Genomic DNA, 23632 nt, shown 5'->3' on the forward strand with positions numbered 1-23632 from the left:
CGGCGCCGGGTCGACGAACGGCCGGACGGCGTCGACGTCACCTGTGCGTGCGGCGCCCCTTCCTCGACATGTTCCTGCGCCTCTGTCACGAGCCCGTATCAGAGCCGAGGTGCGGGGGAGGAGTGAAAGGCCAGGTCAGGCGGGGGTTGTTGATGATCGCTTTGCTGTTCGCACAGGGTTGGCACAGCGCGAACCCAAGAGAGCCCCAAGCTGCGTTGATTCGATGCCGCCCACGAACTGCCTCATCGTTCTTGGAGTTGTCTCTCATGAAGCGTGCACGTCTCCTCCCCGCCGTCGCCCTGCTGGCGGCCGCGCCCCTCTTCCTTGTGGCGTGCGGCTCCGGCGACTCGTCGTCGTCCACCTCGAACAACGGCGACTCCGGAGGCCAGAGCTGCCAGGCCCCGTCGGGCGCTCCGTCCGGTGCCCCCTCGGGTGCCCCCTCCGGTCAGCCCTCCGCGAACGGCCAGGCACCCTCCGGCGCCCCCTCGGGCCAGCCGTCCGGTGCGCCGAGCGGCGCCCCCGGCGGTGGCGGCCAGAACGGCGGCCCCGGCGGCGGTGGCGGCTGCGGCGGCCCCGGCGGCGGCCAGCCTGGCCAGGGCGGCCAGGCCCCGAGCGGGGCGCCGAGCCAGGAGGCCTCCGCGTCGGCGTCCAAGGACAGCTGACCGGGACGTACGTGAGCAGGAGGGCGCGCCCGGCGAACGGGCGCGCCCTCCGCGTGTTCCGGCCGGTTCAGTCGAGCCAGTGACGACAGCCGATGCTGATCAGCCGCATGCGGCGGCTCGCCAGCCGGGTCACCCGGAGGCGCTCCTCCTCCGGCTTGTCCTGGGCCTCCAGGAACAGCGAGGCCGTCACCAGCATCTGATCGACGTACAGTCCCGCGAGCATCAGCCGGTCGTCGTCGGTCCACCCCCCGGTCTCCGGCCGCTTGGCCAACTCGCCGCGCACCTCCTCGGCGAACCGGGCCAGTTGACCCTGGATGGCGTCGCGCACCGGCTGGACCCCGCTGTGCCGTTCCCGTGCGATGAACCGGGCGTGTGCGGGGTACGCGTCCACGTGGCGGGCGATCAGATCGACGGCGCGCTCGATGAGTTCGTCGCTGTCGCCCACCGTCGACATCAGATCCCCGAGGACCGGGTGCAGGCTGCCGAGCACCTCCTCGACCAGCGCGACACCGAGGTCCGCGGTCGACCTGAAGTGCCGGTAGAACGCGGTCGGGGCGACGCCCACGGCCCGGGTGACCTCGCGAAGCCCCAGGCTGCTGAGGCTCTGCTCCTCCAGCAGGGCGAGCGCGGCGTCCATGAGCGCCTGCCGGGTCCTCTGCTTCTGGGCCTGCCGGCTGCCGAGAGTGTGACTCATGCCATGCAGTTAACAACTGTTCTCTGTAATTGCAAAGCCGGGCGCCGCGCTAGACTTGGCGGTCAGTGAACAGTTGTAACTACAACCGTTCACCCAGCCGTAACGAGCGAACCGACCCGACGAACCGTCACGACGAACCGAAACGAGAGGAGAGTCCGCCATGTTGTTCCTCGTCGCCGCACTGCTGCTGTTGGGTGTCGTCCTCGGCACCGTCGCCCATGTGCCGATGGCCGTCTCGTCCGCCCTGGCGGCCGGCATCGCCCTCTGGCTTGCGGTCTTCGCGTACCGCGAGCGCCACGCCCGCCGCAGCCGCACCACCGACTGACCGTCCCCGAGAGCCCGTTGGGAGCAGACCGACCATGCAGCTCACCGCCGCACGCCGGACCGGAGCCACCGCCCGCCCCCGAGGCCGCGACGCCGACGGTATGGCCGTCGCCTCCTTCGTCCTGGGCCTCCTGGGCCTCCTCGTCCTCAACCTCTTCCTCGGCCCCATCGCCGTCGTCCTGGCCGCGGTTGCCCTGAAGCGCGGTACGACCAGGCGAGGCCGCGCCTACCTGGGCCTGGGCCTGGGCATCGCCGACCTCGTGGTCCTCGCCACCCTGATGCAGACCACGAACACGGTGTCCTGGAGCTTCTGAGGGCAGAGGGCAGAGGGCAGAGGGCAGAGGGCAGAGGGCAGAGGGCTGAAAGCTTTCCGTCACCACTGCGGGCGTTCGTGCCGCACGGTGAACGCCGGGTACGGCCGGACCGCGCCGGGTGCCTTGTCGGCCAAGTCCGGGAGCACCGCCGAGGCCACCTGAACAGGGCCCCGTAGAATCGGCTCACCATGGCTTACCTCGACCACGCGGCGACCACCCCGATGCTCCCCGAGGCGGCAGAGGCCCTGACCGCCCAGCTGAGCGTCACCGGCAACGCCTCCTCGCTGCACGCCTCCGGCCGCCGAGCGCGGCGAACCGTCGAGGAGGCCCGCGAAACCCTCGCCGAAGCCCTCGGAGCCCGCCCGAGCGAGGTGGTCTTCACCTCCGGCGGCACCGAGGCCGACAACCTCGCCGTGAAGGGTCTGTACTGGTCCCGCCGCGACGCCGACCCGGCCCGCACCCGTGTCCTCGCCAGTCCCGTCGAACACCACGCGGTCCTCGACGCCGTGCACTGGCTCGGCGAACACGAGGGCGCCACCGTCGAGTACCTGCCGGTCGACGCGTACGGCCGAGTCCACCCGGACACCCTCCGCGAGGCCATCGCCCGCAACCCCGACGACGTCGCCCTGGCCACCGTGATGTGGGCCAACAACGAGATCGGCACGATCCTGCCGGTCCGTGAACTCGCCGACACCGCACAGGAGTTCGGCGTCCCGCTGCACGCCGACGCGGTCCAGGCCTTCGGTCAGGTTCCGGTCGACTTCGACGCCTCCGGCCTCGCCGCCATGACCGTCTCCGGCCACAAGATCGGCGGCCCGTACGGCATCGGCGCGCTGCTCCTCGGCCGCGAGTACAGCCCCGTACCCGTCCTGCACGGCGGCGGCCAGGAGCGCCACGTCCGCTCCGGCACCCTCGACGTCCCGGCCATCGCCTCCTTCGCGGTCGCCGGCCGGCTCGCCGCCGAGCAGCGCGAGTGGTTCGCCCGGGAGATCGGCGCCCTCCGCGACGCCCTGGTCGAGGCGGTCCGTGAGGCGGTGCCGGACGCGATCCTGGGCGGTGACCCGGCCCCGGGCGGACGCCTCCCCGCCAACGCGCACTTCACCTTCCCCGGCTGCGAGGGCGACTCCCTGCTCCTGCTGCTCGACGCCCAGGGCATCGAGTGCTCCACGGGGTCCGCCTGCACCGCCGGCGTCGCCCAGCCCAGCCACGTCCTCCTCGCCACCGGCACCGACCCCGACCTGGCCCGCGGCACCCTCCGCTTCTCCCTCGGCCACACCTCGACGGAGGCGGACGTGGAGGCGGTCGCGAAGGCGATCGGCCCGGTGGTGGAGCGCGCCCGCAACGCGGGCCTGAGCTGACCCCTTGGTACGGCACATGAGGTGACGGCGGGGCCGCGGTCACCGAGTCCGCGGATGCGCGGCCCCGCCGTCGTCCCGGTGCTCCCCCGGCGGCCTAGCTCTCCATCACCATGAGGCCGGCCATCATGCCCTCGTCCTCGTGCTGGAGGAGGTGGCAGTGGAGCATGTACATGTACGTGTCGTCCGCGAAGTCGGTGAACTCCATGGCGATCTTGATGGAGCCGCCGCCGACGACCTCGTAGGTGTCGAACCAGCCGAGGTCGACGCCGGTGGGCCCCTCGCCGTTGATCTCGATCAGCTGGAAGGGCACGTCGTGCAGGTGGAACGAGTGCTCCAGCATCGTGTTGTTGGTGATCGTCCAGATCTCCTTCGAGCCGAGCGTCGTCATGATCGTCGCCATGGAGTCCATGGTGGTGCCGACCGCCCCGTTGATCGCCATCTCCAGGCCGTCCTGGTCGAGCGTGATCTCGCGGGCGGTGAAGCCCGAGGTGTCGTACCGCTCGATCGTGTTGAGCGAGGACGGCAGGTCGTCGGGGGTGTCCGAGGCGTCCGGGGTGACGGTGAGGAAGTCGAACGTACCGCTGCCGCCACGGACCCACCCGGTCGTGATGACGGCCTGCAGCGTGACCGCATCGCCGAGGTCCATCACGAACTCGGCGCGCCCGCCCGCCACCAGCCGGATGCTCTCCACCTCGGTGGCCTCGGTGAGATAGCCCTGCTCGGTGGCGATCTGGGTGAGGGTGCCGCCGTCACCGCGCTGGACGGTGATGATGTCCGACGGCGAGGCGTTGAGGACCCGGAACCGGGTGCGGGTCCTGGTGGCGGTGAACGTGAGCGTGGTGTCGTCGACGTTCGTGCCGTTGCACAGCACCGGGAAGCTGAGCGTGTTGCGCAGGTAGCCGTTCAGGTCGTACTTGATGTCGCCCGCCGCGTCGGTGGCCAGGCACTGGAGGACGAGCGGGATGTCGTCGACGCCGTACTCGCTCGGCAGCGCGGCGGACGCGTCGGTCTCGTCCTCCACGATGATCAGACCGGCCAGCCCGTGCACGACCTGCTCGGCCGTGGTGCCCAGCGCGTGCGGGTGGTACCAGAGCGTCTTGGCCTCGTCGAGGATCTCGAAGGTGGGGGACCAGGTCTTCCCGGCGGCGAAGGCGTTCTGCGGGCCGCCGTCCATGTCGGGTGGGATGTGCGCGCCGTGGAAGTGGACGCTGGTGTCGGCGTCGAGGTCGTTGGTGATGTTCAGCAGGACCGTGGAGCCAGTGGTCCACTTCATGGTGGGGCCGAGGTACGACCCGTTGTAGCCGGCGGTGTCGCTGGAGACGCCGCTGAGCACCTCGTGGGTGCCGGTCCGGGCGGTCAGCGTGAACGTGGTGGTGCCGTCGGAGGTGGTGCCCTCCAGGAGGTCCGGGATGTTCAGCGTGGCGGTGTTGGTCGCGGCGCCCGCCTTGTTGCCCTTGGCGTCGGTCAGCAGCGAGAAGGCCGTACCGGCGACCGCGACCGCCGCCAGCCCGGCTCCCGCCATGCCGCCGAGGAACGTGCGGCGGTGCAGTCCCCTGCCCTTGCGGTGCTCGCCCTTGCGGTGACCGGCCGTGCCGGAGGTGGGCTCCATGTTGTTCGTCATGAGCCGGGATGCTTGACCTGAGGGCTGTGTGAGGTCTGGGGCGAAGTTAGGAGCGGGCCGAGCGGGCTGTGAGACCGCCGTGAGCAGCGGGCATCCTCAACTCATGTGCGATGAGGGCGAGTTGGGGCCGCCGCAGGTCGCGTCCGTGGCGTGGGACGTATCGGGCGGTCGTCGAGCGGGGCAGGCCCGTCGGGGACCCTTCATGTGATGTGCGTCACATGGGTGATGGTCCGTGGCGGGGCTGTCCCCACTTCCTCGCACCCCTGTGGCCCGGCTGTCCGCGCCCGGCGGACGCGATCGCCGTCGGGGGTCAGGCGGGGGTCGAGGTCTGGGCGGCGGCGGCCGCGCGGACCAGCTTCATGTAGCGGTCCCAGTCCCAGCCCTCGCCGGGGTCCGTGTGGTCCGTCCCCGGGACCTCGACGTGGCCGAGGATGTGCTCGCGGTCGAGGGGGATGTCGTACCGTGCGCAGATACGGGCCGTCAGTCGCGCGGAGGCCTCGTACATCTCGGCGGTGAAGTCCTCGGGTTTCTCGACGAAGCCCTCGTGCTCGATGCCGACACTGCGCTCGTTGTAGTCGCGGTTGCCCGCGTGGTACGCCACGTCCAGTTCGCGGATCATCTGCGTGACGTGGCCGTCCTTGCGGACGATGTAGTGCGCTGCCGCTCCGTGCGCCGGGTCCTGGAAGACCTTCACGGCGCTGTCGAAACTGCCCTGGGTGACATGGATGATCACCATGTCTATGCCGAAGTCGTCCGGCCGGTCCGCCAGCCGCCAGTTCGCGTCCGACGCCGCGACCCACTTCGCGCCCGTGTAGTCGACCTCGCCCTCCTTGCGCGGCTTCGTGACACCGGGCACCCGCCACCACGCGCGCGTCAGCTCGTCCCGGGCCACCACGGCCGTACCGACGGCGGCGACGGCCGTGCCGATGAGCAGCGCCCGGCGCCCGACGCGCCGGCTCGCGTCCTTGCCGCCGGAGGCGCTCGCGCCGCCGTCCCCGGAACCGTTCTTGGAAGCCCGTCTTGTTCCCACGAGATCGTCAACGGATACTCGCGGGCTCCGGTTCCCGGCGCCCCTTACCCTTGAAGGGTTATGACTGAGATCTCGCAGCGCTCCCGCCCCCTCCGTGTCCTCGCCGCCATGTCCGGCGGGGTCGACTCCGCCGTGGCCGCCGCCCGCGCGGCGGAAGCCGGGCACGACGTGACGGGCGTCCATCTGGCGCTGTCCGCGAACCCGCAGTCCTTCCGGACCGGGGCGCGCGGCTGCTGCACGATCGAGGACTCCCGGGACGCCCGCCGCGCCGCCGACGTCATCGGCATCCCCTTCTACGTGTGGGACCTCGCCGAGCGCTTCCGCGAGGACGTCGTCGAGGACTTCGTCGCCGAGTACGAGGCCGGACGCACCCCGAACCCCTGCCTGCGCTGCAACGAGAAGATCAAGTTCGCGGCCCTGCTCGACAAGGCCCTCGCGCTCGGCTTCGACGCCGTCTGCACGGGCCACTACGCCCAGGTGATCGTGCGCGAGGACGGCACCCGGGAGCTGCACCGCGCCTCCGACATGGCCAAGGACCAGTCGTACGTCCTCGGCGTGCTCGACGACAGGCAGCTCGCCCACGCCCTGTTCCCCCTCGGCGACACCGTCACCACCAAGGACGAGATCCGCGCCGAGGCCGAGCGCCGGGGCCTCGCGGTCGCCAAGAAGCCCGACTCCCACGACATCTGCTTCATCGCCGACGGCGACACCCAGGGCTTCCTGGCCGGCCGCCTCGGCAAGGCGGAGGGCGACATCGTCGACGAGTCCGGCACCGTGCTGGGCACCCACGAGGGCGCGTACGGGTACACCATCGGCCAGCGCAAGGGCCTGCGCATCGGCACCCCGGCCCCCGACGGCAAGCCGCGCTACGTCCTCGACATCTCCCCGGTGGACAACACGGTGACGGTCGGCCCGGCCGCCGCCCTCGACGTCGACGCCCTGACCGCGATCCGCCCCCGCTGGTGCGGCGCGGCCCCCACCGGCCCCGGCACCTACACGGCCCAGCTCCGCGCCCACGGCGGCGAGACCGAGGTCCGGGCGGAGCTGGTCGACGGCGAGCTCCAGGTCCGCTTCACCGAGCCGGTCCGCGGCGTCGCCCCCGGCCAGGCGATCGTCCTGTACGACGGCACCCGCGTCGTGGGGTCGGCGACGATCGCGTCGACGGTACGGGCGAAGGCCGGGGTGGCCTAGAAAAGATCTTCGGGGCTGGCCCCGGACCCGCAGCCGTCATAGGCTTCCCTAGCGGATCGTCCGCAAGGGTTAGTGAACGACGGGGCCGCCTCCCCGTCCGCCAGGAGGTCGAGGGTGCTCCTCCGTTTCCGGGTGGCGAACCACCGCTCGATCCGTGACGAGTGTGAGCTGTCGCTGATCGGCGCCGGGCTCAAGGAAGGCACCGCTCGGGACACCGGAATCGAGTATGACCACCGGCCGGTTCCGGGGCTCTCCGTCCTGGGTGTCTTCGGCGCCAACGCGTCGGGCAAGACCAATCTGCTCAGCGCCATGACGGCCATGCGGGACGCCGTACGCACCTCTTTCGCGGACTGGCCGAAGTCGCCGGGCGTCCCCCGTCAGCCCTTCAAACTCGACCGCAAGAGCGCCGACGAAACGACCCTCTTCGAGGTCGACCTCGTCCTGGGCCATCACCGCAAGATCCGCTACACCTACGGTTTCGAGCTGTCCGACGAGCGCGTCGAGGCCGAGTGGCTGCACGCCTACCCCGACGGCGAACGTCAGGTCTGGTTCGACCGGGAGGCGGGCCGGCCGGCGGCCGAGGGCCCCGAATTCGTCTTCGAGGGCGACGGCATCGCCGGGAATCGCCGCGACGACCTGGTTCGGTACACGCGATCCGACGCGCTGTTCCTCTCCACCGGAGCCACCCTCAACGACCCCGTGCTGTCGGCGCTGCACCGCTGGTTCCTCGACAACCTGTGGCTGGTCACGCCGGGCGAGGACATCACGGGGCGTACGACGTTCACCCAGCGGATGCTGACCGAGAAGAGCACGAAGAACACGGAGCGCGCCTACCGCGAACGGATCCTCCAACTCCTCGCCATCGCCGATCTGGGCATCACCGGCATCGACGTCGATCCCGAGTCCGGAGGCATCCGGCTCAGGCACCGCACCCCGGACGGCGGGGATGTCCCGCTGGAGTTCCTGCGCGAGGAGTCGTTCGGCACGCACGCCTGGTTCGCGTTCCTCGGCCCCATGCTCACGGTGCTGGACAACGGTACGACGCTGCTGGTCGACGAACTCGACTCCAGCCTCCATCCCACCCTCGCCGCCGAGGTCGTACGGATCTTCCAGGACCCGAAGGCCAATCCGAACAACGCCCAGCTCGTCTTCACGACGCATGACGCGACCCTGCTCGGCAGCGCCGTACTCGACCGTCCACTGGACCGGGAACAGGTGTGGATCGCGGCGAAGGAGCGCTCGGGCGCGACCAGTGTCTACCCGGTGACCGCAGCCCACCCGGCCGAGGACGAGGACCTGGAGAGCGGTTACCTACGAGGCCGCTACGGCGGTGTACCGCGCGTCGGCGCGGGAGCGATCGCTCGTGAACTGTCCTGGCAGGAGGCGAAGGAAACAGCGTGAGCAGGCGGGGCGGACGGCAGCAGGACAACGGTGTCGGCGGGGCGGGAGAGACGGAAGGCGCGGGAGGGGCCGGGACGTCACGGAGGCGCAGGGGGAGCAGGGACGACCGGTTCGCGCCGGTCCCGTACCGGCCGCCGGTCTCGAAGGAGCAGCGGGTGCTCTTCGTCGCCTGTGAGGGCGAGGTCACCGAGCCGCAGTACCTCGACCACCTCAACTCCCGCTACGGGGACGGCGGGGACGGGGAGAGGCAGCCGTTCCTGATCCATCCGATCAGCGCGAAGAACGGTCTCATCCCTTCCCGGACCGTCGCCGCCGTGCGCGACCTCAAGCAGGCCGAGGGCGAGGAGGCGTGGGTTTTGTTCGACCGGGACCGGCACCACGACATCCCGAAGGCGCTCACGGACGCCGCCGAGGCCAACGTCCAGGTGTGTTTCTCGCACCCGTCCTTCGACCTGTGGCTGCTGCTGCACTTCCAGGCGATGAGCGGGCGGCAGAGCGGCAACAACAAGGAGATCGTGAAGAAGCTGCGGGCGGCGCACCCGGCGTACAAGTCCTTCGACGTGAAGAACGACAAGAGCGTCAAGGGCGATCGCCGCGACGCGCTGGACGAACACGATGCCGCGAAGAAGGCGGTCGCCCACGCCAGAAGCCTGGTCAACCAGTGCGAGCACGGCGGCTGCAAGGCCGACAACCGCAAGCCCAAGCCCGTGCCGCGCGGCAGCGTCCCGGAGTCCGACAGAAAGTGGGCCGCACGCTCCGGACACGCGGAGGACTGCCCCGTCCTCAAGCGGGATCCGTCCACCGACGTGTGGCGGCTGCTGGTCAGCCTCGGCATCGTGGACGACCGGTCGAGGTAGCCATCCGCATGGCCGAAAGGCGCCGGTCCGACGGTTACCGCCCGCACCGGCCCGCCGTCTAGGCTGCCCTGGCACGATCGATCGACCTCCCGTCCCCCAACTCTCCACCGAAGGACCGGCGCGTGGCCCGCATCACCCTTCCCCAGTTGGAGCGGCACCTCTTCGCCGCCGCCGACATCCTCCGCGGCCGGATGGAGCCCTCCGACTACCGGGACTACATCTTCGGGTTGCTCTTCCTCAAACGGGCCTCGGACGAGTTCCAGCCCGCCTGGGAGCGTACGTATCAGCAGCGGCTGAAGGAGACGGGCAGCGAGACGAAGGCCCTGCAACGGGCCGACAACCCCGAGTTCTACACCAACGTCTTCTACGTCCCGCCGCGTGCCCGCTGGTGGAAGGGCCCGCACGTGCTCGACCCCGACGAGCCCGAGGTGACCGTCCCCGGGATCGAAGCGCTCACCGCCGAGACCAAGGGACCCGACGGCAAGGTCGTGCAGGCCGGCGAGTACCTTGACAAGGCGCTCGCGGCGCTCCAGGAGGGCAACTCGCGGCTGACCGGCGTAGCCTCCCACATCGAGTTCAACGCGGTGGTCGGCAACAAGCCGCGCTTCACCGCCAACGAACTGCTGTCCCTGATCCGGCACTTCAGCATCTACCGGCTCCGCAACGAGGACTTCGAGTTCCCGGACATGCTGGGCGCGGCCTACGAGTACCTGCTCGGCCGGTTCGCGGACAGCGCGGGCCAGAGCGGCGGCGAGTTCTACACCCCGCGCTCGGTCGTCCGGATGCTGGTGCGTCTGCTCGACCCGCAGCCCACCGAGAGCGTCTACGACCCCTGCATGGGCTCCGGCGGCATGCTCATCGCGGCCCGCGAGTACGTCGAGGAGCACGGCGGCAATCCCGACGAGCTGGGCATCAACGGCCAGGACCGCAACCCCGCGTCCTGGTCCATGGCGAGCATGAACATGGTGCTGCACGGCATCCGCAAGTTCGACCTGCACCACGGCGACACCCTCACCGAGCCGCTCCACCTCGACGCCGGCAAACGCCTGCTCACCTTCACCAAGGTCCTCTCCAACCCGCCCTTCTCCCAGCCCTACGACCAGCAGGCGGTGGCCGCCGCCGACGGCGTGCACGGCACGCGGATGAAGTGGGGCTGGGCGCCGGAGAAGGGCAAGAGGGCCGACCTGATGTTCGTCCAGCACATGATCTCGGTGCTGGCGCGCAACGGCGTGGTCGCCGTCGTCATGCCCCACGGGGTGCTGTTCCGTGGCGGCAAGGAGAAGGACATCCGCGAGGAGCTGCTGCGCGACGACTGTGTGGAGGCCGTGATCGGCCTGGGCCCCAACCTCTTCTACGGCGTCGGCATCCCGGCCTGTGTGCTCGTCCTCCGGCGCCCGCGCGAGAAGCCGGACGCCGAGCGGCGCAAGAAGGTCCTCTTCATCAACGCCGACCGCGAGTTCACGGTGGGCCGCAACCAGAACGAGCTGGCCCCCGAACACGTCGAGAAGATCGTCACGGTGTTCAAGTACGGGCGTGAACTGCCCGGCTACTCAAGGTGGGTGGGCGTGGACGACCTCCTCGCCGAGGGCGCCAACCTCAACATCCGCCGCTGGGTGGACAACTCGCCCCCGCCGGAGCCGCAGGACGTACGGGCGCACCTGTACGGAGGCGTGCCGGTCGCGGAGGTCGTGGCGAGGTCCGGGCTCTTCGGGGCGTACGGGGTGGACGCGTCGACGCTGTTCGCGGAGCGAGAGGGTGACCCCGCGTACTACGACTTCCTGCCCGAAGGCCCCGAGGCCACGGTGGGGCGCATCGCCGAACTGGCGGCGGCGAAGGAGTCGGAGCTGCGGACCGCGTACGCGGACTGGTGGGAGGAGGGCTCGAAGCTCTTCGCCCAGCTGGCCGAGGACCGCCGCCTGATGGACCTGCGCTCCGGCCTCCTGGACGGCTTCATCAGGGCGATCGGCGCGGTCGGCGTACTCGACGAGTACCGGACGGCGGGCATCGTCGCCGACTGGTGGACGCACTCCCGTTACGACATGAAGGCCCTGGCGGCGGGTGGTTTCGCCCGGGTCCTCGCAGGCTGGGTGGACTCGACGGAGGCCATCGTCCGACCGGCGGAGGGCGCGGTGATCACGGGCACCTCGCGCAGGCAGACGGTGTCGGCGACCGACCGCCGCCGGGCGATGGACCAGCCGGTCGTACGCCACCTCATCCCCGAGTTCCTCGATCAGTACGCGGTGGTGGAGGCGGAGGTCGCGACTGCGGACGCGGCCTACAAGGAGGCGCTGGACGCGCTGGCGGCGGCGAAGCCGGCGGAGGACGGCGAGGAGGAGGCCGACGCGGTGGACACCGCCGAGTCGGTCGAACCGGTGTCGGACGAGGAACTCGCCCGTCTGGAGCGCGAGTTGGCGGTCTGCCGGAAGGCACGCACGGCGGCGACGAAGAAGCGCAAGGCGCTGGACGACCTGTTCCTGAAGGAACTCAAGAAAGCGGCCACGGTTGTCCTGGCGGATGAGGGGCGGACCCAGGAGATCGTATTGGACGTCCTGAACGAGGACATCTCCGGGCGCGTGGACGCGGCGTTCGCGGTGGGACGGCGTGAGCTGGTGGCGGTGTTCCGGCGATGGGTGGAGAAGTACGGGGTTTCGCTGAGCGAGCTGGAGGGGGCTGGCGCGGAGGCTCAGGGGGAGCTGGGGGAGTGGCTGGAGGAGCTGGGCTATGGGCGATGAGCAAGCGACCGAGCGCTCGATGGTCCCCCTGAAGGACGTGCTCCGACGCGTCGAGACGGGGTGGAGCCCTGTTTGCGAACCGCGTCTTCCGGCAGCGGATGAGTGGGGCGTGCTGAAACTCAGCGCGGTGACCTCGGGGCGTTTTGTGGCGGCAGAGGCCAAGGCGTTGCCGAAGGGTGTCGCCCCCAGACCCGGGCTGGCAGTTAGGCCGAGAGACGTGCTGGTATCGCGTGCTAACGGGGTCAAAGCCCTTGTGGGCATTGTCTGTCAGGTCGGTGATGTTCGTCCGGGACTGATGGTTCCGGACCTGGTCTTCCGCCTGGTTCCAGATCCAGAGGTACTCGACCCGAGGTACTTGGCCATCGTCCTGGCGTCGGCTGGGGCTCGGCGCCAGATTGATGAAGTCATGCGTGGATCGAGCGGGCAGTACAAGATCTCGCAGGCGGATGTGCGTACCTTGCGTGTACCGAGGCTTGCCTTGGACGAACAACGCCGGATCGTCGCCGCGCACGCCGCCTTCGAGCGGCGGATCGGGGCGTTGGAAGGGCTGCTCGGCAAACTGCGGTCCGCTCGCACAGGTCTGGTGAACGAATTGGTCGCAGGCCCCGCAACTCCCGTTGGGACGGTGCTCGCTGGCAAACCGAAGAATGGCTACTCGCCCTCGGGTGTGCCCGAGTGGACGGGTCTCCAGGCTCTGGGTCTCGGGTGCCTTACCAACGAAGGATTCGTCCCCGCACAGCTGAAGCGAATCCCGAACACGCCCCTTGGGAGGCGGTATTTGCTTCAGGATGGGGACTTGCTGATGAGCCGGGCGAACACCCGTGAACTGGTTGGTCTTGCCGGGCGCTATCGAGATGTGGGATCCCCCTGCATCTACCCGGACCTCATGATGCGATTGCGTTTGGATGAGACGCGGTGTCTCACTTCTTACCTGGAACTGGCTCTCAGTACGGGAGCTGTCCGTAGCGCTGTGCGAGCTGCTGCACGTGGCACCAGCGAAAGCATGGTCAAGATCAGTGCCGCGACAGTCGAAGCGCTACGGGTGCCGCTCCCTGATGTGGCGAAGCAGAGTGAGATCGTTTCCGCTGTCGCTGCGATGGACCAGCGCATCGCGCGGCAGGCTGAGGTAGTTGCCAAGCTACGGGTGACTCAGCGGGCGGTGGTCGAGGATCTGCTGGTAGATCGGGCGCGGTCCGCCGCTATGTGAGTTGAGCAGCCTTTACGCTTCGCATCAGCGCCCCCAACGCAGCCCGGTCCGTAGTCAGAACGCGGGCCGGGCTTTCGCTCTCTCGGAGGGCGACGCCCTCGGGACTTGGCGCGGCTATCTCGACGCAGTTGTTGCCGCCCTCCCCGGAGAAGGACGACTTCAACCAGCACAACTCCGACAAGACCTGCTCCTTCTACATCTCTTTGGCGATCGCGCAGATGAAATCAGCCGAATTCTTCGGAGTCAACGCCGCTCGCTCGGCCAAGTCCAGGCGTTGGCGAAAGTTCTCCAACTGGGTTGGCGAGTCGAAGAACAACGGGCCGGCCGGTGAGTCCATGTGCACTGTGTCCAGGTGCGGGTTGTCGGCCGCCGCGTATAGGACGGCGTCCCCCACTGTGGGGAAGCCTCCGTTGGCGAACGGGATCACCAGCAAGGTCACGTTGTCACGCTCGTTCTCGTCCAACAAGTGATGAAGTTGGGCGCGTGCCACGTCCCGGCCGCCGAACTGCATCCGCAGGGCGGCCTCGTGGATGATCCCGAGGTAGGGCACCGGCTTGTCTCCCGTGAGCACGCACTGCCGGGCGAGACGGTGTGCGATGCGCAACTCGACTTCCAGGCGTGGAAGCTTCGGTACGACGAGGTCGAAGATCGCCCTGGCGTGGTCCTCGGTATGGAACAACCCTGGAAGGTGCGAGGTCTGCACGGTGCGCAGGTGTACGGCGTTGTGCTCGATCTCGGAGATGTCGAGATGCCCCAGAGGTACTTTGCCCCGGTACTCGTCCCACCAGCCCGGCTTGCGGCCGCCCGTCATCGCGGCCAACGTGCCGATCAGAGCTTCGTCGTTGCACTCGTAGATGCTGGCCAGCCTGCGTAGGCGTTCCTCGCTGATGCCGTAACGCCCTGCCTCGATGTTCGAGATGTTGGTGCGATCCGTACCCAGTGCGCCAGCTGCGGCGGGGGCGGACATGCCGACTGCTTCGCGGAGTCGCCGCAACTCCAGGCCCAACCGGCGCTGTCGGATTGTCGGGGTGTTCGGTGCCATCAGGGCCCTCCTTGCTCGCGCACAGTGTGCCGATGGTGGCGCTCCGAGTCCATCTCGCAGAAAAACTACACCCGTTCCAGTGAGATTGATGGCACGGGTTAAATTCGCCTCGCTATGGTGTGACTCAGGCCACCCCGCCCCACCCTCGCGGAAGCGCACCGGACCCCCACCGCCCATCCGGAAGGCGGCGAACGTCCCGGCAAAGACGCCGCGCCGGCCCGGAGCCGGAGGGCGCGGCCGCCCCGCGCGATTCTCATCCGCGCGCTCAGCGAAGCCACTCGCACCAACGGAGGTGCCGCGTGACCCGACCCCCCACCGTCCTCACCCCCCACGCCGACGACCCGGAACCCCCTTCCCACCCCGCCCCCAGCCCCCTCCCCTTCACCGCCCCCTGGAGTTACGAGCTCCACTTCCCCTGTGACCCCCGAGCCCCCGGCATCGCCCGCCTCACCCTCCGCGCCGTCCTCACCGCCCACGGCCTCGCCCAACTCACCGACCGCGCCGAGCTGCTGACCTCCGAGCTGGCGACCAACTCGGTACGGCACACCAATGGCCCCGCGTTCGTCCGCCTGCACTGGCTGGACCCCGTACTCCGCGTGAGCGTCTGGGACATGGGCCCCGACCTGCCACCGCTGCCGCCGCCCCCGGCCGTACCGGCGTACGCGGACAGCGGGCGAGGCCTGCTGATCCTCGACCTACTCGCCGACCGCTGGGGCGGCTGCGGCACGGGCGAGGGGCCGTACGGGCCCGCCGGCAAGACGATCTGGTTCGAGCTGGCCCTACCGCCGCAGCCGCCGCCCGCCCTCGCGGCTTGAACCGGCGATCCGGCGAGCCCTCAAGGAGCCCCCGTGGCTTGATCGCGAGGCCGAAACACCCCTGGTCGGCTCCCTGCCCGTGAGTAGAGTTTCCTGTACGTCCCATGGAGACGCTGGGGCGCACGGTGAGGGCAGGGAGTCCAGCGGTGAGTCGGCGGGAGCTACCGGAGTACGACAAGACCGAGCAGCCGCTGATACGGCACCTGGTCCACCTCGGATGGGAGCACCTGGAAGGGGCGCCGCCCGGCGAACCGGCCACCTCGCCGAGCCCGTCCGAGCGCGAGGCGTTCACCGAGGTCGTCTATGCGAAGCGCTTCCGGGACGCGATCTCGCGGATCAACTCGGGTCCGAACGGCGGGACCTGGCTCACCAGCGCTCAGCTCGACCACCTCCTCGCCCTCGTGCTCGGCACGGCCCCCGGTCAGGGCCCCGCCGATCGCGGCGTGCGCGGCAACCTCGCCGTGACCGGTCTGCTGCGCAAGGGCATCAATGCGCGCCAGCTGCCCGGTTGGAAGAAGGGCGACCCCGAACACGTACAACTCGTCGACTGGGACGGGGAGAACGGCGGCCGCAACGACCTGCTCGCGGTCAGTCAGTTCCGTGTGGAGCGCAAGGACGCGGCCCCCGTCACCCCCGACCTCGTCCTGTTCGTCAACGGGCTGCCCTGGGTCGTCATCGAGTGCAAGGCCCCGCTCACCTCCGGCGGCAGGGACGGGAGCAGGGCCGCCCTCGACGACGCGGTCGGGCAGGTCTGCCGTTACGCGAGCCTGGAATCGCCGTCCCCCGTCGCCGAGTTCACCCGCTTCGCGCAGGTGCTGGTCGGTACCGACCGTACGTACGCGGAACTGGGGACGGTCACCTCGACGCCCGAGTACTTCACCCCCTGGCGTACGACCGAGCCCACGCCCGCCGACGGGTGCGCCACCGACATGGCGGTCCTCGCCGCCGGAGTCCTGCGGCCCGACCATCTCCTCACCCTAGTACGGGACTTCACCACCGAGCGCGGGCAGGGCAGCCGCACGCTCAAGGTGATCGGCAGGTACCAGCAGTTCAAGGCGGTGCGTAGACTCGCCCGTCGCCTCCAGCAGCGTAGAAGAGCGATCGCGGCGAAGCAGGACGTCGACCAACGCGGCGGAGTCGTCTGGCACACACAGGGCTCCGGCAAGAGCCTCACCATGGCCTTCCTCGTCCGCCACCTCAGGAGCGACAGCGAGCTCAAGCACCACAAGGTCGTCGTCGTCACCGACCGCATCGACCTGGAGAAGCAGATCCAGGCCTCGCTGGCGGCCGCCGAGGAACCCGTCTACCGGGCCGACGGCGTCGCCAACGCGCGGGCGCAGCTGGCCGCACCCGTACCGGACGTCGTCCTGGTCATGCTCCAGAAGGCCCAGCGCGACGACACCGCCTACGACGGCAGCGAGGACAGTCTCCCGGCACAGGGGGCCGACAAGGACGCCTCAGCCCAGGTGCGGCCCGCGAACCCGAGCCCGGACATCGTCGTGCTCGTCGACGAGGCGCACCGGGGCCACGCCGGCTGGCTGCACGCCCGGCTGCGCGCCCTGCTGCCGAACGCCGTCCTGGTCGGCTTCACCGGCACGCCCATCATCCGGGGCGCCCGCAAGGAGACCGAAGCGATCTTCGGGCCGCTCGTCGACGCCTACACCCTGCGCGAGGCAGAGCTCGACCGGTCCGTCGTCCCCGTACGGTACGAGGCGTACGACGCGCCGCTGGAGGTGATCGAGAAGGCCGCGCTCGACGCCAAGTTCGACGAGCAGGTGCCCGACGACCCGGAGCGGCGCGAGCGCGTGCTGCGGAAGTTCGCCCGGAAGAAGGAAGTCCTCGAAGCGTCCTCGGTGATCGCCTACAAAGCCGACTTCATGCTGCGGCACTGGGCGGTCAACGCGCTGCCCGACCGCCTCGGCGCCCAGTTGGCGGCGGTGTCACGGCTCGCCGCCGTCCACTACCGGGAGGCACTCCTCGCTGCCCGGGACCGGCTGCTCGCCCAGCTCGACGCGCTCGACCCGGCGATCGCCCACGACCCGATGGCGGCCCTCGGTGCCGACGACGAGCTGCGGGAACTGCTCACCGTACTGCCGCACAGGGACGTCCTCGCCTCGATCGACGCGGCGGTGGTGATCCACGGCGACCCGCGCAAGGACCCGGTCGGCTGGCGGCAGTGGACGCTGAAGTCCCGGCAGGACACGTACATCGAGCGCTTCAAGGAGGGACTCGGGGACCCACTGGCCGCCGCGGCCGATCCCTCGTGGCCCGTCGAGCCCCACGGCCCGTCGGGCCAGGCGCACGGCGCCACCGGCGCCCCCGTGACGGACGTATGGCAGGTGGAACGACCGCACGGCGAGGACGACGCGGCGGATGAAGCGGACAAGGGCGACCCGGAGACGGCGGAGCCCCTCGCCTTCCTCGTCGTCCAGTCGATGCTCCTCACCGGCTTCGACGCCCCCGTCGAACAGGTCCTCTACCTGGACTGCGCGCTCTCCGGCGCCGGACTGCTCCAGGCCGTCGCCCGCACCAACCGGCCGTACCCCGGTAAGCGGTGGGGAACGCTCGTCGACTTCGTCGGCATCGGCGACGAACTAGCCCGCTCCCTGCGCGCCTACGAAGAGCACCACCTACGGGAGGTCTACGGCTTCGAGCACGTCACAGCCGACCACCTGCGCCGCGACTTCGAGGGGCCGCAGCCCACCGACGACGGTCTGCTGCTCCAGGCGGACGCCGCCGCCGACCGGCTCCTCGACGACCTGCACAGCCGCGTCGCCCGCTTCCTGGACGGTCACGGACTCGCGTCCTACGACGAACACGGCATCCTCTCCCTGATCGACGAACAGGGTCGCGAGGCACTGCTCGACGTGCTCGAAGACCCGCTCACGCGCGGTCAGTTCGACGAACTGGCACGGGACTTCCTCACCGCCCTGGGCGCGGTCCTGCCCCGCCCGTACGCCCTGCGGTACGAGCGGTTCGCGGGCCGGCTGGGCGAGGTGCAGTACCTGGCACGGCAGCGCTACCTGGACGGACGCGACGAGTTCAGCCCGCGCCGGTACGGGGCCAAGGTACGCAGACTCATCGCCGACCACCTCCGGGTGACCGGTGTCGAGCTGCGGGTCCCGCCCATCGAACTGAGCGCGCCCGAGTTCATGGAACGCGTCGACGCCAACCCCGACGCCCGCGCCAGGACCAGGTACATGGTCAGCCGCCTGCGGACCCACATCACGGCGAGGATCGGCACGGACCGGGCCCGCTACGAGCTGTTCAGCGCCCGTCTGGAGGAGATCGTCCAGCAGATGCGCCAGGACTTCGAGCAGGCGGCGACCGACCTGGCACGGCTGTACGGCGACATCACGGCGGACGTCGAGGAGACGGGCCCGTCCCTCGACCCGCTGACGGAACGCCCGGTCTACCGGGCGCTGGTGCGGGCCCTGGAGCAGGAGGGCGCGCCTCTCCCGTCCGCCGAGGTCGACCTGTACGAGGCGGCCTGCCTCCTGACGTCGGATATCGCGGTCCTCGTGCGGACGCCGCACTTCGTGACACAGGCCGACGCCCAGAGCGAGGCGCGCAAGGTACTGCGCTTCAGAGTGAGTGAGCGTCTGCACATCGACTGGGACGACACCGCGTACACGGCCGCCGCGCTGCTGGAGCTCGCCGTGCAGCGGCGCGACGACTTCCTCCGCCATGAGGCGCGGCCGCACGCGTAGCGCCTGGCGCGCTGTTCCGGTTCGGGCCCACGGCCGGTCGCCGGCCGCGTCGGCTGTCGGTGCCGGGTGGTACCAATGCCGGGTGAGCCTCTCCGTGCAGTCCGCCCTCGCGTCGCTCCCCCTGCCGGGGGAGTGGACGTGGCAGGTCGTCGTACGGCCGCGCCGCCGGACCCTCGGGATCGAGATCCGCGAGGACGGCGGGGTGCTGTTCTCGGTGCCCCCCGACGCCGATCCCCAGGCGGTCGCGGCGGCCGTACGGTCCCGCCTCCCCCGCATCGCGCACGAGGTCGACCGGCGCAGGCGCGGGGGAGGGGAGCCCCGCAAGGAACTGGTCAGCGGGGCGAGCTTCGGGTATCTCGGCCGCCGCCACCGGCTGAGGGTCGTGGCCGCCGAGCCTGGCACACGGGTACGGCTGCACCAGGGATGGCTGGAACTTCCGCGCCCCGACTCCCCACGGGTGGGCGCGCGGCTGATCGCCGACTGGTACACCGCACGGGGCGTGGACTGGATGACCGCGCGCATGCGGCCTCTGGCCGCGCGGGCAGGTGTGGCCCCCGGAGGCATCGTCGTACGAGACCTCAACGAGCGCTGGGGTGCCTGTGACCCGGACGGGACCATCACCGTGCACTGGGCGTTGATGCAACTGCCTCCTGCCCTGGTGGACCTCGTTCTCGTCCATGAGCTGACGCACCTGGCCGTCCCGGCTCACGGGCCGGCGTTCCGGCGCAGGATGCGGCTCGCACTCGGAGACCTGGAAGGACTGGAACACCGTTTCGCGCAGGCCGAGCCCGATCTGTGGCGCGGGGCTGTGTGAGTCCTACTCGACGACCTCGGTGTCGTAGAAGCACAGATGCCCCTTGATCCCGGCGACCTCGGGCTTCGGGTCGGGGTACGCCCACACGAGGTCGGGGGCCTCGGGGAGCGACCAGTAGGACGCCGTGCCCTTGAACGGGCAGTAAGAGTGCGTCTCGGACGCGGTCAGCAGCTCCATACGGACATCTCCTTCGGGGATGTAATACCGCACGGGACAGCCTGTCTCGCGCAGCACCAGGGGGCGGCTGCTCTCCGCGAGCACCCGGTCTCCGTGGACCACACGGACGCGTTCGATTCCTTGTTCGATGGTGATGTGATGGCCTTGGGTCACGATCGCCCTTCCTCGGGTAGCCGTCTCACCGGGTACAGCACAGGCTGCTGGTGAGTTCTTCCACAAGGTCGCAGGAGGTCGCCATGGAAGCCGCAGACCCGGCCAAAGGGGCTGGAAAGCCGTCCCGGGACCCGTCCAGGAACCGCCGGAGCCTCACCCACCGGGCTCGGTACGCCCTGCGCCACCCCAGGCGCGTGCCCGCGCACGCCCGGCGGGTGGCGCGGGACACCTGGCTGCAGCTGAAGCACCGCGACCACATCGCGTACTACCGGGCCGTCATGGCCGCCGACACGGCACACAGCCCGGAGGCCGCCGTCGGGCACAACCCGTCCGTCGAGAAGTGGGAACGCATGGGCCGGATGCAGTTCGACTACCTCCTGCGGCACGGTCTGGAGCCGGGGCACCGGATGCTGGAGATCGGCTGCGGGAACCTGCGGGCCGGGCGGCTGTTCATCGACCACCTGGACACCGGGAACTACTACGGGATCGACATCTCGCCGGCCATCCTCATGGAGGCCCAGCGCACCCTCGCGCGCGAGGGCCTGCAGGCCAAACTCCCTCACCTGGCGCTCGTCGCCGACCTCACGTTCGACTTCCTGCCCGCGGGCCACTTCGACGTCGTCCACGCGCACAGCGTGTTCTCCCACTCGCCGCCACATGTCATCGAGCAGTGCCTCGCACACGTCGGCCGCGTCCTCGCCCCCGGCGGCTTCTTCGACTTCACCTTCGGCCGCACCGAGGGCAAGGAGCACCAGGTGCTGCACGAGGACTTCTACTACCGGACCGACACCCTCGTCGAACTCGCCCGCGAACACGGCCTGTCCGCCCGCCTCATGGACGACTGGGAGGACCTGCCGCACCGTCAGTCCAAGATCCGCGCGACGGTGGCGGAGGAAGCCGGTGGACACGACGGCCGCGATGTCGGTGCCGCCCCCTAACGTGGACCCATGAACATCTGCGTCTTCCTCTCCGCCGCCGACCTCGCCGACCGTTACACGGGCCACGCGAAGGAGTTCGCCAAGCTGATCGGCAAGGGCGGGCACACCCTGGTATGGGGTGGTTCGGACGTCGGGCTGATGAAGGTGGTCGCCGACGGCGTGCAGGAGGCGGGCGGCAGACTGCTGGGCGTGTCGGTCGAGTTCCTGGCGGCCAAGGCGCGGCCCGGCACCGACGAGATGGTGGTCGCGCGGGACCTCGCCGAGAGGAAGCGACTGCTGCTGGAGAAGGCCGACGCGGTCGTCGTCATGGTCGGCGGGACCGGCACGCTCGACGAGGCGACCGAGATCCTGGAGCTGAAGAAGCACGGCCACACCGAGATGCCGGTCGTGCTCCTCAACACCGCGGGCTTCTACGACGGCCTGAAGGAGCAGTTCCGGCGCATGGAGGACGAGGGTTTCCTGCCCCGCCCGCTCACCGACCTGGTCTTCTTCGCGGAGGAGCCGGTGGGGGCGATGGCGTATCTGGAGGAGAGCCGGGGCGTCGCGTGAGGCCGGGCGTTCGACGGGGGTCTCGGCGGGCTCCGGTGGGCTCCGGTGGACGTCCTCGGCTCCCGGGTGATGCGAGCATGACCGCATGGCTACTCATGTGATCACCGGCGCGGGTTCCGGCATCGGCGCGGCCGTCGCCCGACGGCTGCACGAGCGCGGGGACGACCTCGTGCTGCACGCGCGCGACGCGGGGCGGGCGAAGGAACTGGCGGCGGAGTTCCCCGGGGCGCGGACGCTGGTCGGCGATCTGGCCGACCCGGACAGGCTCTCCTGGGCCTTCGCCCACGAGGCCCTGCCCGACCGGGTGGACTCGCTACTGCACATCGCGGGCGTGGTCGACCTCGGGCCGGTCGGTGAGCTGACCCCCAAGGCCTGGCGCCACCAGTTGAACGTCAACCTCGTCGCACCCGCCGAGCTGACCCGCCACCTCCTGCCCCAACTCCGGGCCGCCCGTGGGCACGTGGTGTTCGTCAACTCCGGCGCGGGTCTCCACGCGCACGCGGACTGGTCCGCGTACGCCGCGTCCAAGCACGGGCTCAAGGCGTTGGCGGACTCCCTGCGGTGGGAGGAGCACGGCAACGGGGTGCGGGTGACCACGGTGTACCCCGGGCGCACCGCCAGTCCCATGCAGGCGAAGGTGCACCAGCAGGAGGGCAAGGAGTACGACCCGTCTCGGTGGATCGCCCCCGAGTCGGTCGCGACGACGATCCTCATGGCGCTGGACCTGCCCCGCGACGCGGAAGTGAACGACCTGACGGTCCGCCCGGGCCTCTGACGAGCGGCTTGAATCGCCCCCGCCGCCCCTACCCGTCCCATCCCCAGGGGCTCCGCCCCTTCGACCCCGGTCGGCTGGGAGTCGTCTGCGGGTGGGTGGGGGCTTGTCGCGCAGTTCCCCGCGCCCCTTTGAGGGGCGCGGGGAACTGCGCGAACGGGGTTCGGGGCGGAGCCCCGAGGACGGGACGGGTAGGGGCGGCGGGGGCGGAAAACGTAGGCTTCGGTGCGTGAACGCACACTTCAGTTTCGGCCCCGCCACCGGCATCGGCTCCATGCCCGGCGGCGACGCCCGGGAGGCCGCCAAGACCGTCTCCGGCACCTTCGAGTGGCCGGAGACGGGGATGGCGTACCTCCCCGAACTGCCCGCCAGAGGCCCCGGCGCCGACATGATCGGCAGAACCGCCGGGATGCTGGTCGAGCTGTACGCGCGCGTGGAGCCCAGCGGATGGCGGATCGGTGACCGGCCGGGCCGCGACACCAAGCGGGCCCGGTCGTGGCTGGGCGAGGACCTGGACGCGCTGGAGGAGTTCACACAGGGGTACGAGGGCCCGCTGAAGGTGCAGGCCGTCGGCCCGTGGACCCTCGCCGCCGCGCTGGAACTGAGGAACGGCGAGGTGGCCCTCTCCGATCCCGGCGCCTGTCGTGACCTCGCCGGCTCGCTCGCCGAGGGACTGCGCGAGCACCTCGCCGAGGTCCGACGCCGCGCACCGGGAGCCCAACTCGTCCTCCAGCTCGACGAACCCTCCCTCATCGCCGTCCTGCGCGGCCAGGTGAAGAGCGCGAGCGGCTACCGGACCCACCGCGCCGTCGACCGCCAACTCGTCGAGTCCACCCTCAGGGACGTCATCGGCGTCCACTCCACGGAGGGGAGCCCCCAGGGGGCGGTCGTCGTGCACTCCTGCGCCCCCGACGTACCCTTCGCGCTCCTGCGCCGAGCCGGTGCCACCGGGATCTCCTTCGACTTCTCCTTGCTCACCGAACGTGACGACGACACGATCGGGGAAGCGGTGGAGGGGGGCACGAAGCTGCTGGCCGGTGTCGTGCCCACCACGGAGGGCCCGTTGTCGGACCCTGCCGGTAGCGTCATGGGTGTCAGGACGCTGTGGCGCAGGCTGGGGCTGCGTCCGGGGCTTCTCGCGGAGGCGGTCACGCTCACTCCGACGTGCGGGCTCGCGGGGGTCTCCCCGGCGTACGCGCGCCGGGCGCTCGCCCACTGCGTCAAGGCGGCGAGATCTCTCGCGGACAACCCAGAGTAACGGGAGGACAACA

General features: G+C 70.2%; 22 protein-coding genes. 16 read left to right on the plus strand and 6 right to left on the minus strand.

Annotation, left to right across the window (positions count from 1 at the left end):
- The first annotated feature begins 266 nt into the window (after positions 1 to 266).
- Positions 267 to 662, plus strand: a complete 396-nt coding sequence (locus OG202_RS34130; RefSeq protein ID WP_327732114.1) for a hypothetical protein — start codon at positions 267 to 269, stop codon at positions 660 to 662.
- A 67-nt stretch (positions 663 to 729) separates the two neighbouring features.
- Here OG202_RS34130 and OG202_RS34135 read toward each other — a convergent pair whose 3' ends face one another.
- Positions 730 to 1356, minus strand: coding sequence for a TetR family transcriptional regulator (locus tag OG202_RS34135; protein WP_327727716.1), 627 nt, complete (start codon positions 1354 to 1356; stop codon positions 730 to 732).
- A gap of 160 nt (positions 1357 to 1516) precedes the next feature.
- On the opposite strand from OG202_RS34135, the gene OG202_RS34140 reads away from it, so the two are divergent.
- From OG202_RS34140 to OG202_RS34150, 3 genes are all read left to right on the plus strand, one after another.
- A complete protein-coding gene (locus OG202_RS34140; protein ID WP_013000518.1) occupies positions 1517 to 1681 on the plus strand; it encodes a hypothetical protein in 165 nt (54 codons plus the stop codon).
- A 34-nt stretch (positions 1682 to 1715) separates the two neighbouring features.
- Positions 1716 to 1994, plus strand: coding sequence for a DUF4190 domain-containing protein (locus OG202_RS34145; protein ID WP_328224065.1), 279 nt, complete (start codon positions 1716 to 1718; stop codon positions 1992 to 1994).
- A 188-nt stretch (positions 1995 to 2182) separates the two neighbouring features.
- The gene (locus tag OG202_RS34150; RefSeq protein ID WP_327727715.1) at positions 2183 to 3352 is read left to right on the plus strand and encodes a cysteine desulfurase family protein; all 1170 of its coding nucleotides are present in this window, start codon (positions 2183 to 2185) and stop codon (positions 3350 to 3352) included.
- Between the two features lie 94 nt (positions 3353 to 3446).
- Here OG202_RS34150 and OG202_RS34155 read toward each other — a convergent pair whose 3' ends face one another.
- Both OG202_RS34155 and OG202_RS34160 read right to left on the minus strand, forming a co-directional pair.
- Positions 3447 to 4973 carry a multicopper oxidase family protein gene (locus tag OG202_RS34155; protein WP_328224066.1) on the minus strand — a complete coding sequence of 509 codons (1527 nt, stop codon included), beginning with the start codon at positions 4971 to 4973 and terminating at the stop codon, positions 3447 to 3449.
- 310 nt (positions 4974 to 5283) lie between these two features.
- A complete protein-coding gene (locus OG202_RS34160; RefSeq protein WP_327727713.1) occupies positions 5284 to 6003 on the minus strand; it encodes an N-acetylmuramoyl-L-alanine amidase in 720 nt (239 codons plus the stop codon).
- A gap of 60 nt (positions 6004 to 6063) precedes the next feature.
- Between OG202_RS34160 and mnmA the strand changes: the two genes are divergently transcribed.
- The 5 genes from mnmA (at position 6064) to OG202_RS34185 (ending at position 13391) form a co-directional block, all read left to right on the plus strand.
- Positions 6064 to 7194, plus strand: coding sequence for a tRNA 2-thiouridine(34) synthase MnmA (gene mnmA / locus OG202_RS34165; protein WP_327727712.1), 1131 nt, complete (start codon positions 6064 to 6066; stop codon positions 7192 to 7194).
- 114 nt (positions 7195 to 7308) lie between these two features.
- Positions 7309 to 8595 (plus strand): AAA family ATPase, encoded by a 1287-nt coding sequence (locus OG202_RS34170; protein ID WP_326577119.1) that lies wholly within the window; start codon positions 7309 to 7311, stop codon positions 8593 to 8595.
- Positions 8592 to 9452, plus strand: a complete 861-nt coding sequence (locus OG202_RS34175) for an RloB family protein (RefSeq protein ID WP_328224067.1) — start codon at positions 8592 to 8594, stop codon at positions 9450 to 9452. The genes OG202_RS34170 and OG202_RS34175 overlap by 4 nt, the downstream gene beginning before the upstream one ends.
- A gap of 122 nt (positions 9453 to 9574) precedes the next feature.
- Positions 9575 to 12184 (plus strand): type I restriction-modification system subunit M, encoded by a 2610-nt coding sequence (locus OG202_RS34180; RefSeq protein WP_328224068.1) that lies wholly within the window; start codon positions 9575 to 9577, stop codon positions 12182 to 12184.
- Positions 12174 to 13391: a hypothetical protein gene (locus OG202_RS34185; RefSeq protein WP_328224069.1), complete on the plus strand. Its 1218-nt coding sequence runs from the start codon at positions 12174 to 12176 to the stop codon at positions 13389 to 13391. Before OG202_RS34180 ends, OG202_RS34185 begins: the two co-directional genes overlap by 11 nt.
- On the opposite strand, the gene OG202_RS34190 is transcribed toward OG202_RS34185, so the two are convergent.
- Both OG202_RS34190 and OG202_RS34195 read right to left on the minus strand, forming a co-directional pair.
- Entirely contained in the window at positions 13384 to 13572 is a 189-nt protein-coding gene (locus OG202_RS34190) for a DUF397 domain-containing protein (RefSeq protein ID WP_328224070.1), read from the minus strand. The genes OG202_RS34185 and OG202_RS34190 overlap by 8 nt on opposite strands.
- 12 nt (positions 13573 to 13584) lie before the next feature.
- The gene (locus tag OG202_RS34195; protein WP_328224071.1) at positions 13585 to 14433 is read right to left on the minus strand and encodes a helix-turn-helix domain-containing protein; all 849 of its coding nucleotides are present in this window, start codon (positions 14431 to 14433) and stop codon (positions 13585 to 13587) included.
- Positions 14434 to 14732: 299 nt separating this feature from the next.
- On the opposite strand from OG202_RS34195, the gene OG202_RS34200 reads away from it, so the two are divergent.
- From OG202_RS34200 to OG202_RS34210, 3 genes are all read left to right on the plus strand, one after another.
- Entirely contained in the window at positions 14733 to 15248 is a 516-nt protein-coding gene (locus OG202_RS34200) for an ATP-binding protein (protein ID WP_328224072.1), read from the plus strand.
- Between the two features lie 146 nt (positions 15249 to 15394).
- Complete coding sequence (locus tag OG202_RS34205; protein ID WP_327727704.1) at positions 15395 to 18958, plus strand: type I restriction endonuclease subunit R; 3564 nt, start codon at positions 15395 to 15397, stop codon at positions 18956 to 18958.
- An 82-nt stretch (positions 18959 to 19040) separates the two neighbouring features.
- Positions 19041 to 19772, plus strand: coding sequence for a M48 family metallopeptidase (locus OG202_RS34210; RefSeq protein ID WP_327727703.1), 732 nt, complete (start codon positions 19041 to 19043; stop codon positions 19770 to 19772).
- A 3-nt stretch (positions 19773 to 19775) separates the two neighbouring features.
- Here the strand turns inward: OG202_RS34210 and OG202_RS34215 are convergent, their stop codons facing one another.
- A complete protein-coding gene (locus tag OG202_RS34215) occupies positions 19776 to 20102 on the minus strand; it encodes a DUF427 domain-containing protein (RefSeq protein WP_326577102.1) in 327 nt (108 codons plus the stop codon).
- A gap of 83 nt (positions 20103 to 20185) precedes the next feature.
- Between OG202_RS34215 and OG202_RS34220 the strand changes: the two genes are divergently transcribed.
- The 4 genes from OG202_RS34220 to OG202_RS34235 all read left to right on the plus strand — a co-directional run bounded on the left by OG202_RS34220 (position 20186) and on the right by OG202_RS34235 (position 23619).
- Positions 20186 to 21040 (plus strand): class I SAM-dependent methyltransferase, encoded by an 855-nt coding sequence (locus OG202_RS34220; RefSeq protein WP_326577100.1) that lies wholly within the window; start codon positions 20186 to 20188, stop codon positions 21038 to 21040.
- Between the two features lie 9 nt (positions 21041 to 21049).
- Positions 21050 to 21589, plus strand: coding sequence for a TIGR00730 family Rossman fold protein (locus OG202_RS34225; RefSeq protein WP_327727702.1), 540 nt, complete (start codon positions 21050 to 21052; stop codon positions 21587 to 21589).
- Between the two features lie 85 nt (positions 21590 to 21674).
- Complete coding sequence (locus OG202_RS34230) at positions 21675 to 22364, plus strand: SDR family oxidoreductase (protein ID WP_327727701.1); 690 nt, start codon at positions 21675 to 21677, stop codon at positions 22362 to 22364.
- Between the two features lie 226 nt (positions 22365 to 22590).
- Positions 22591 to 23619 (plus strand): methionine synthase, encoded by a 1029-nt coding sequence (locus OG202_RS34235; RefSeq protein ID WP_327727700.1) that lies wholly within the window; start codon positions 22591 to 22593, stop codon positions 23617 to 23619.
- The last annotated feature ends 13 nt before the right edge of the window (positions 23620 to 23632 follow it).

This window comes from Streptomyces sp. NBC_00310 (genome assembly GCF_036208085.1).
In the GTDB taxonomy this organism is placed as follows: Bacteria; Actinomycetota; Actinomycetes; order Streptomycetales; family Streptomycetaceae; genus Streptomyces.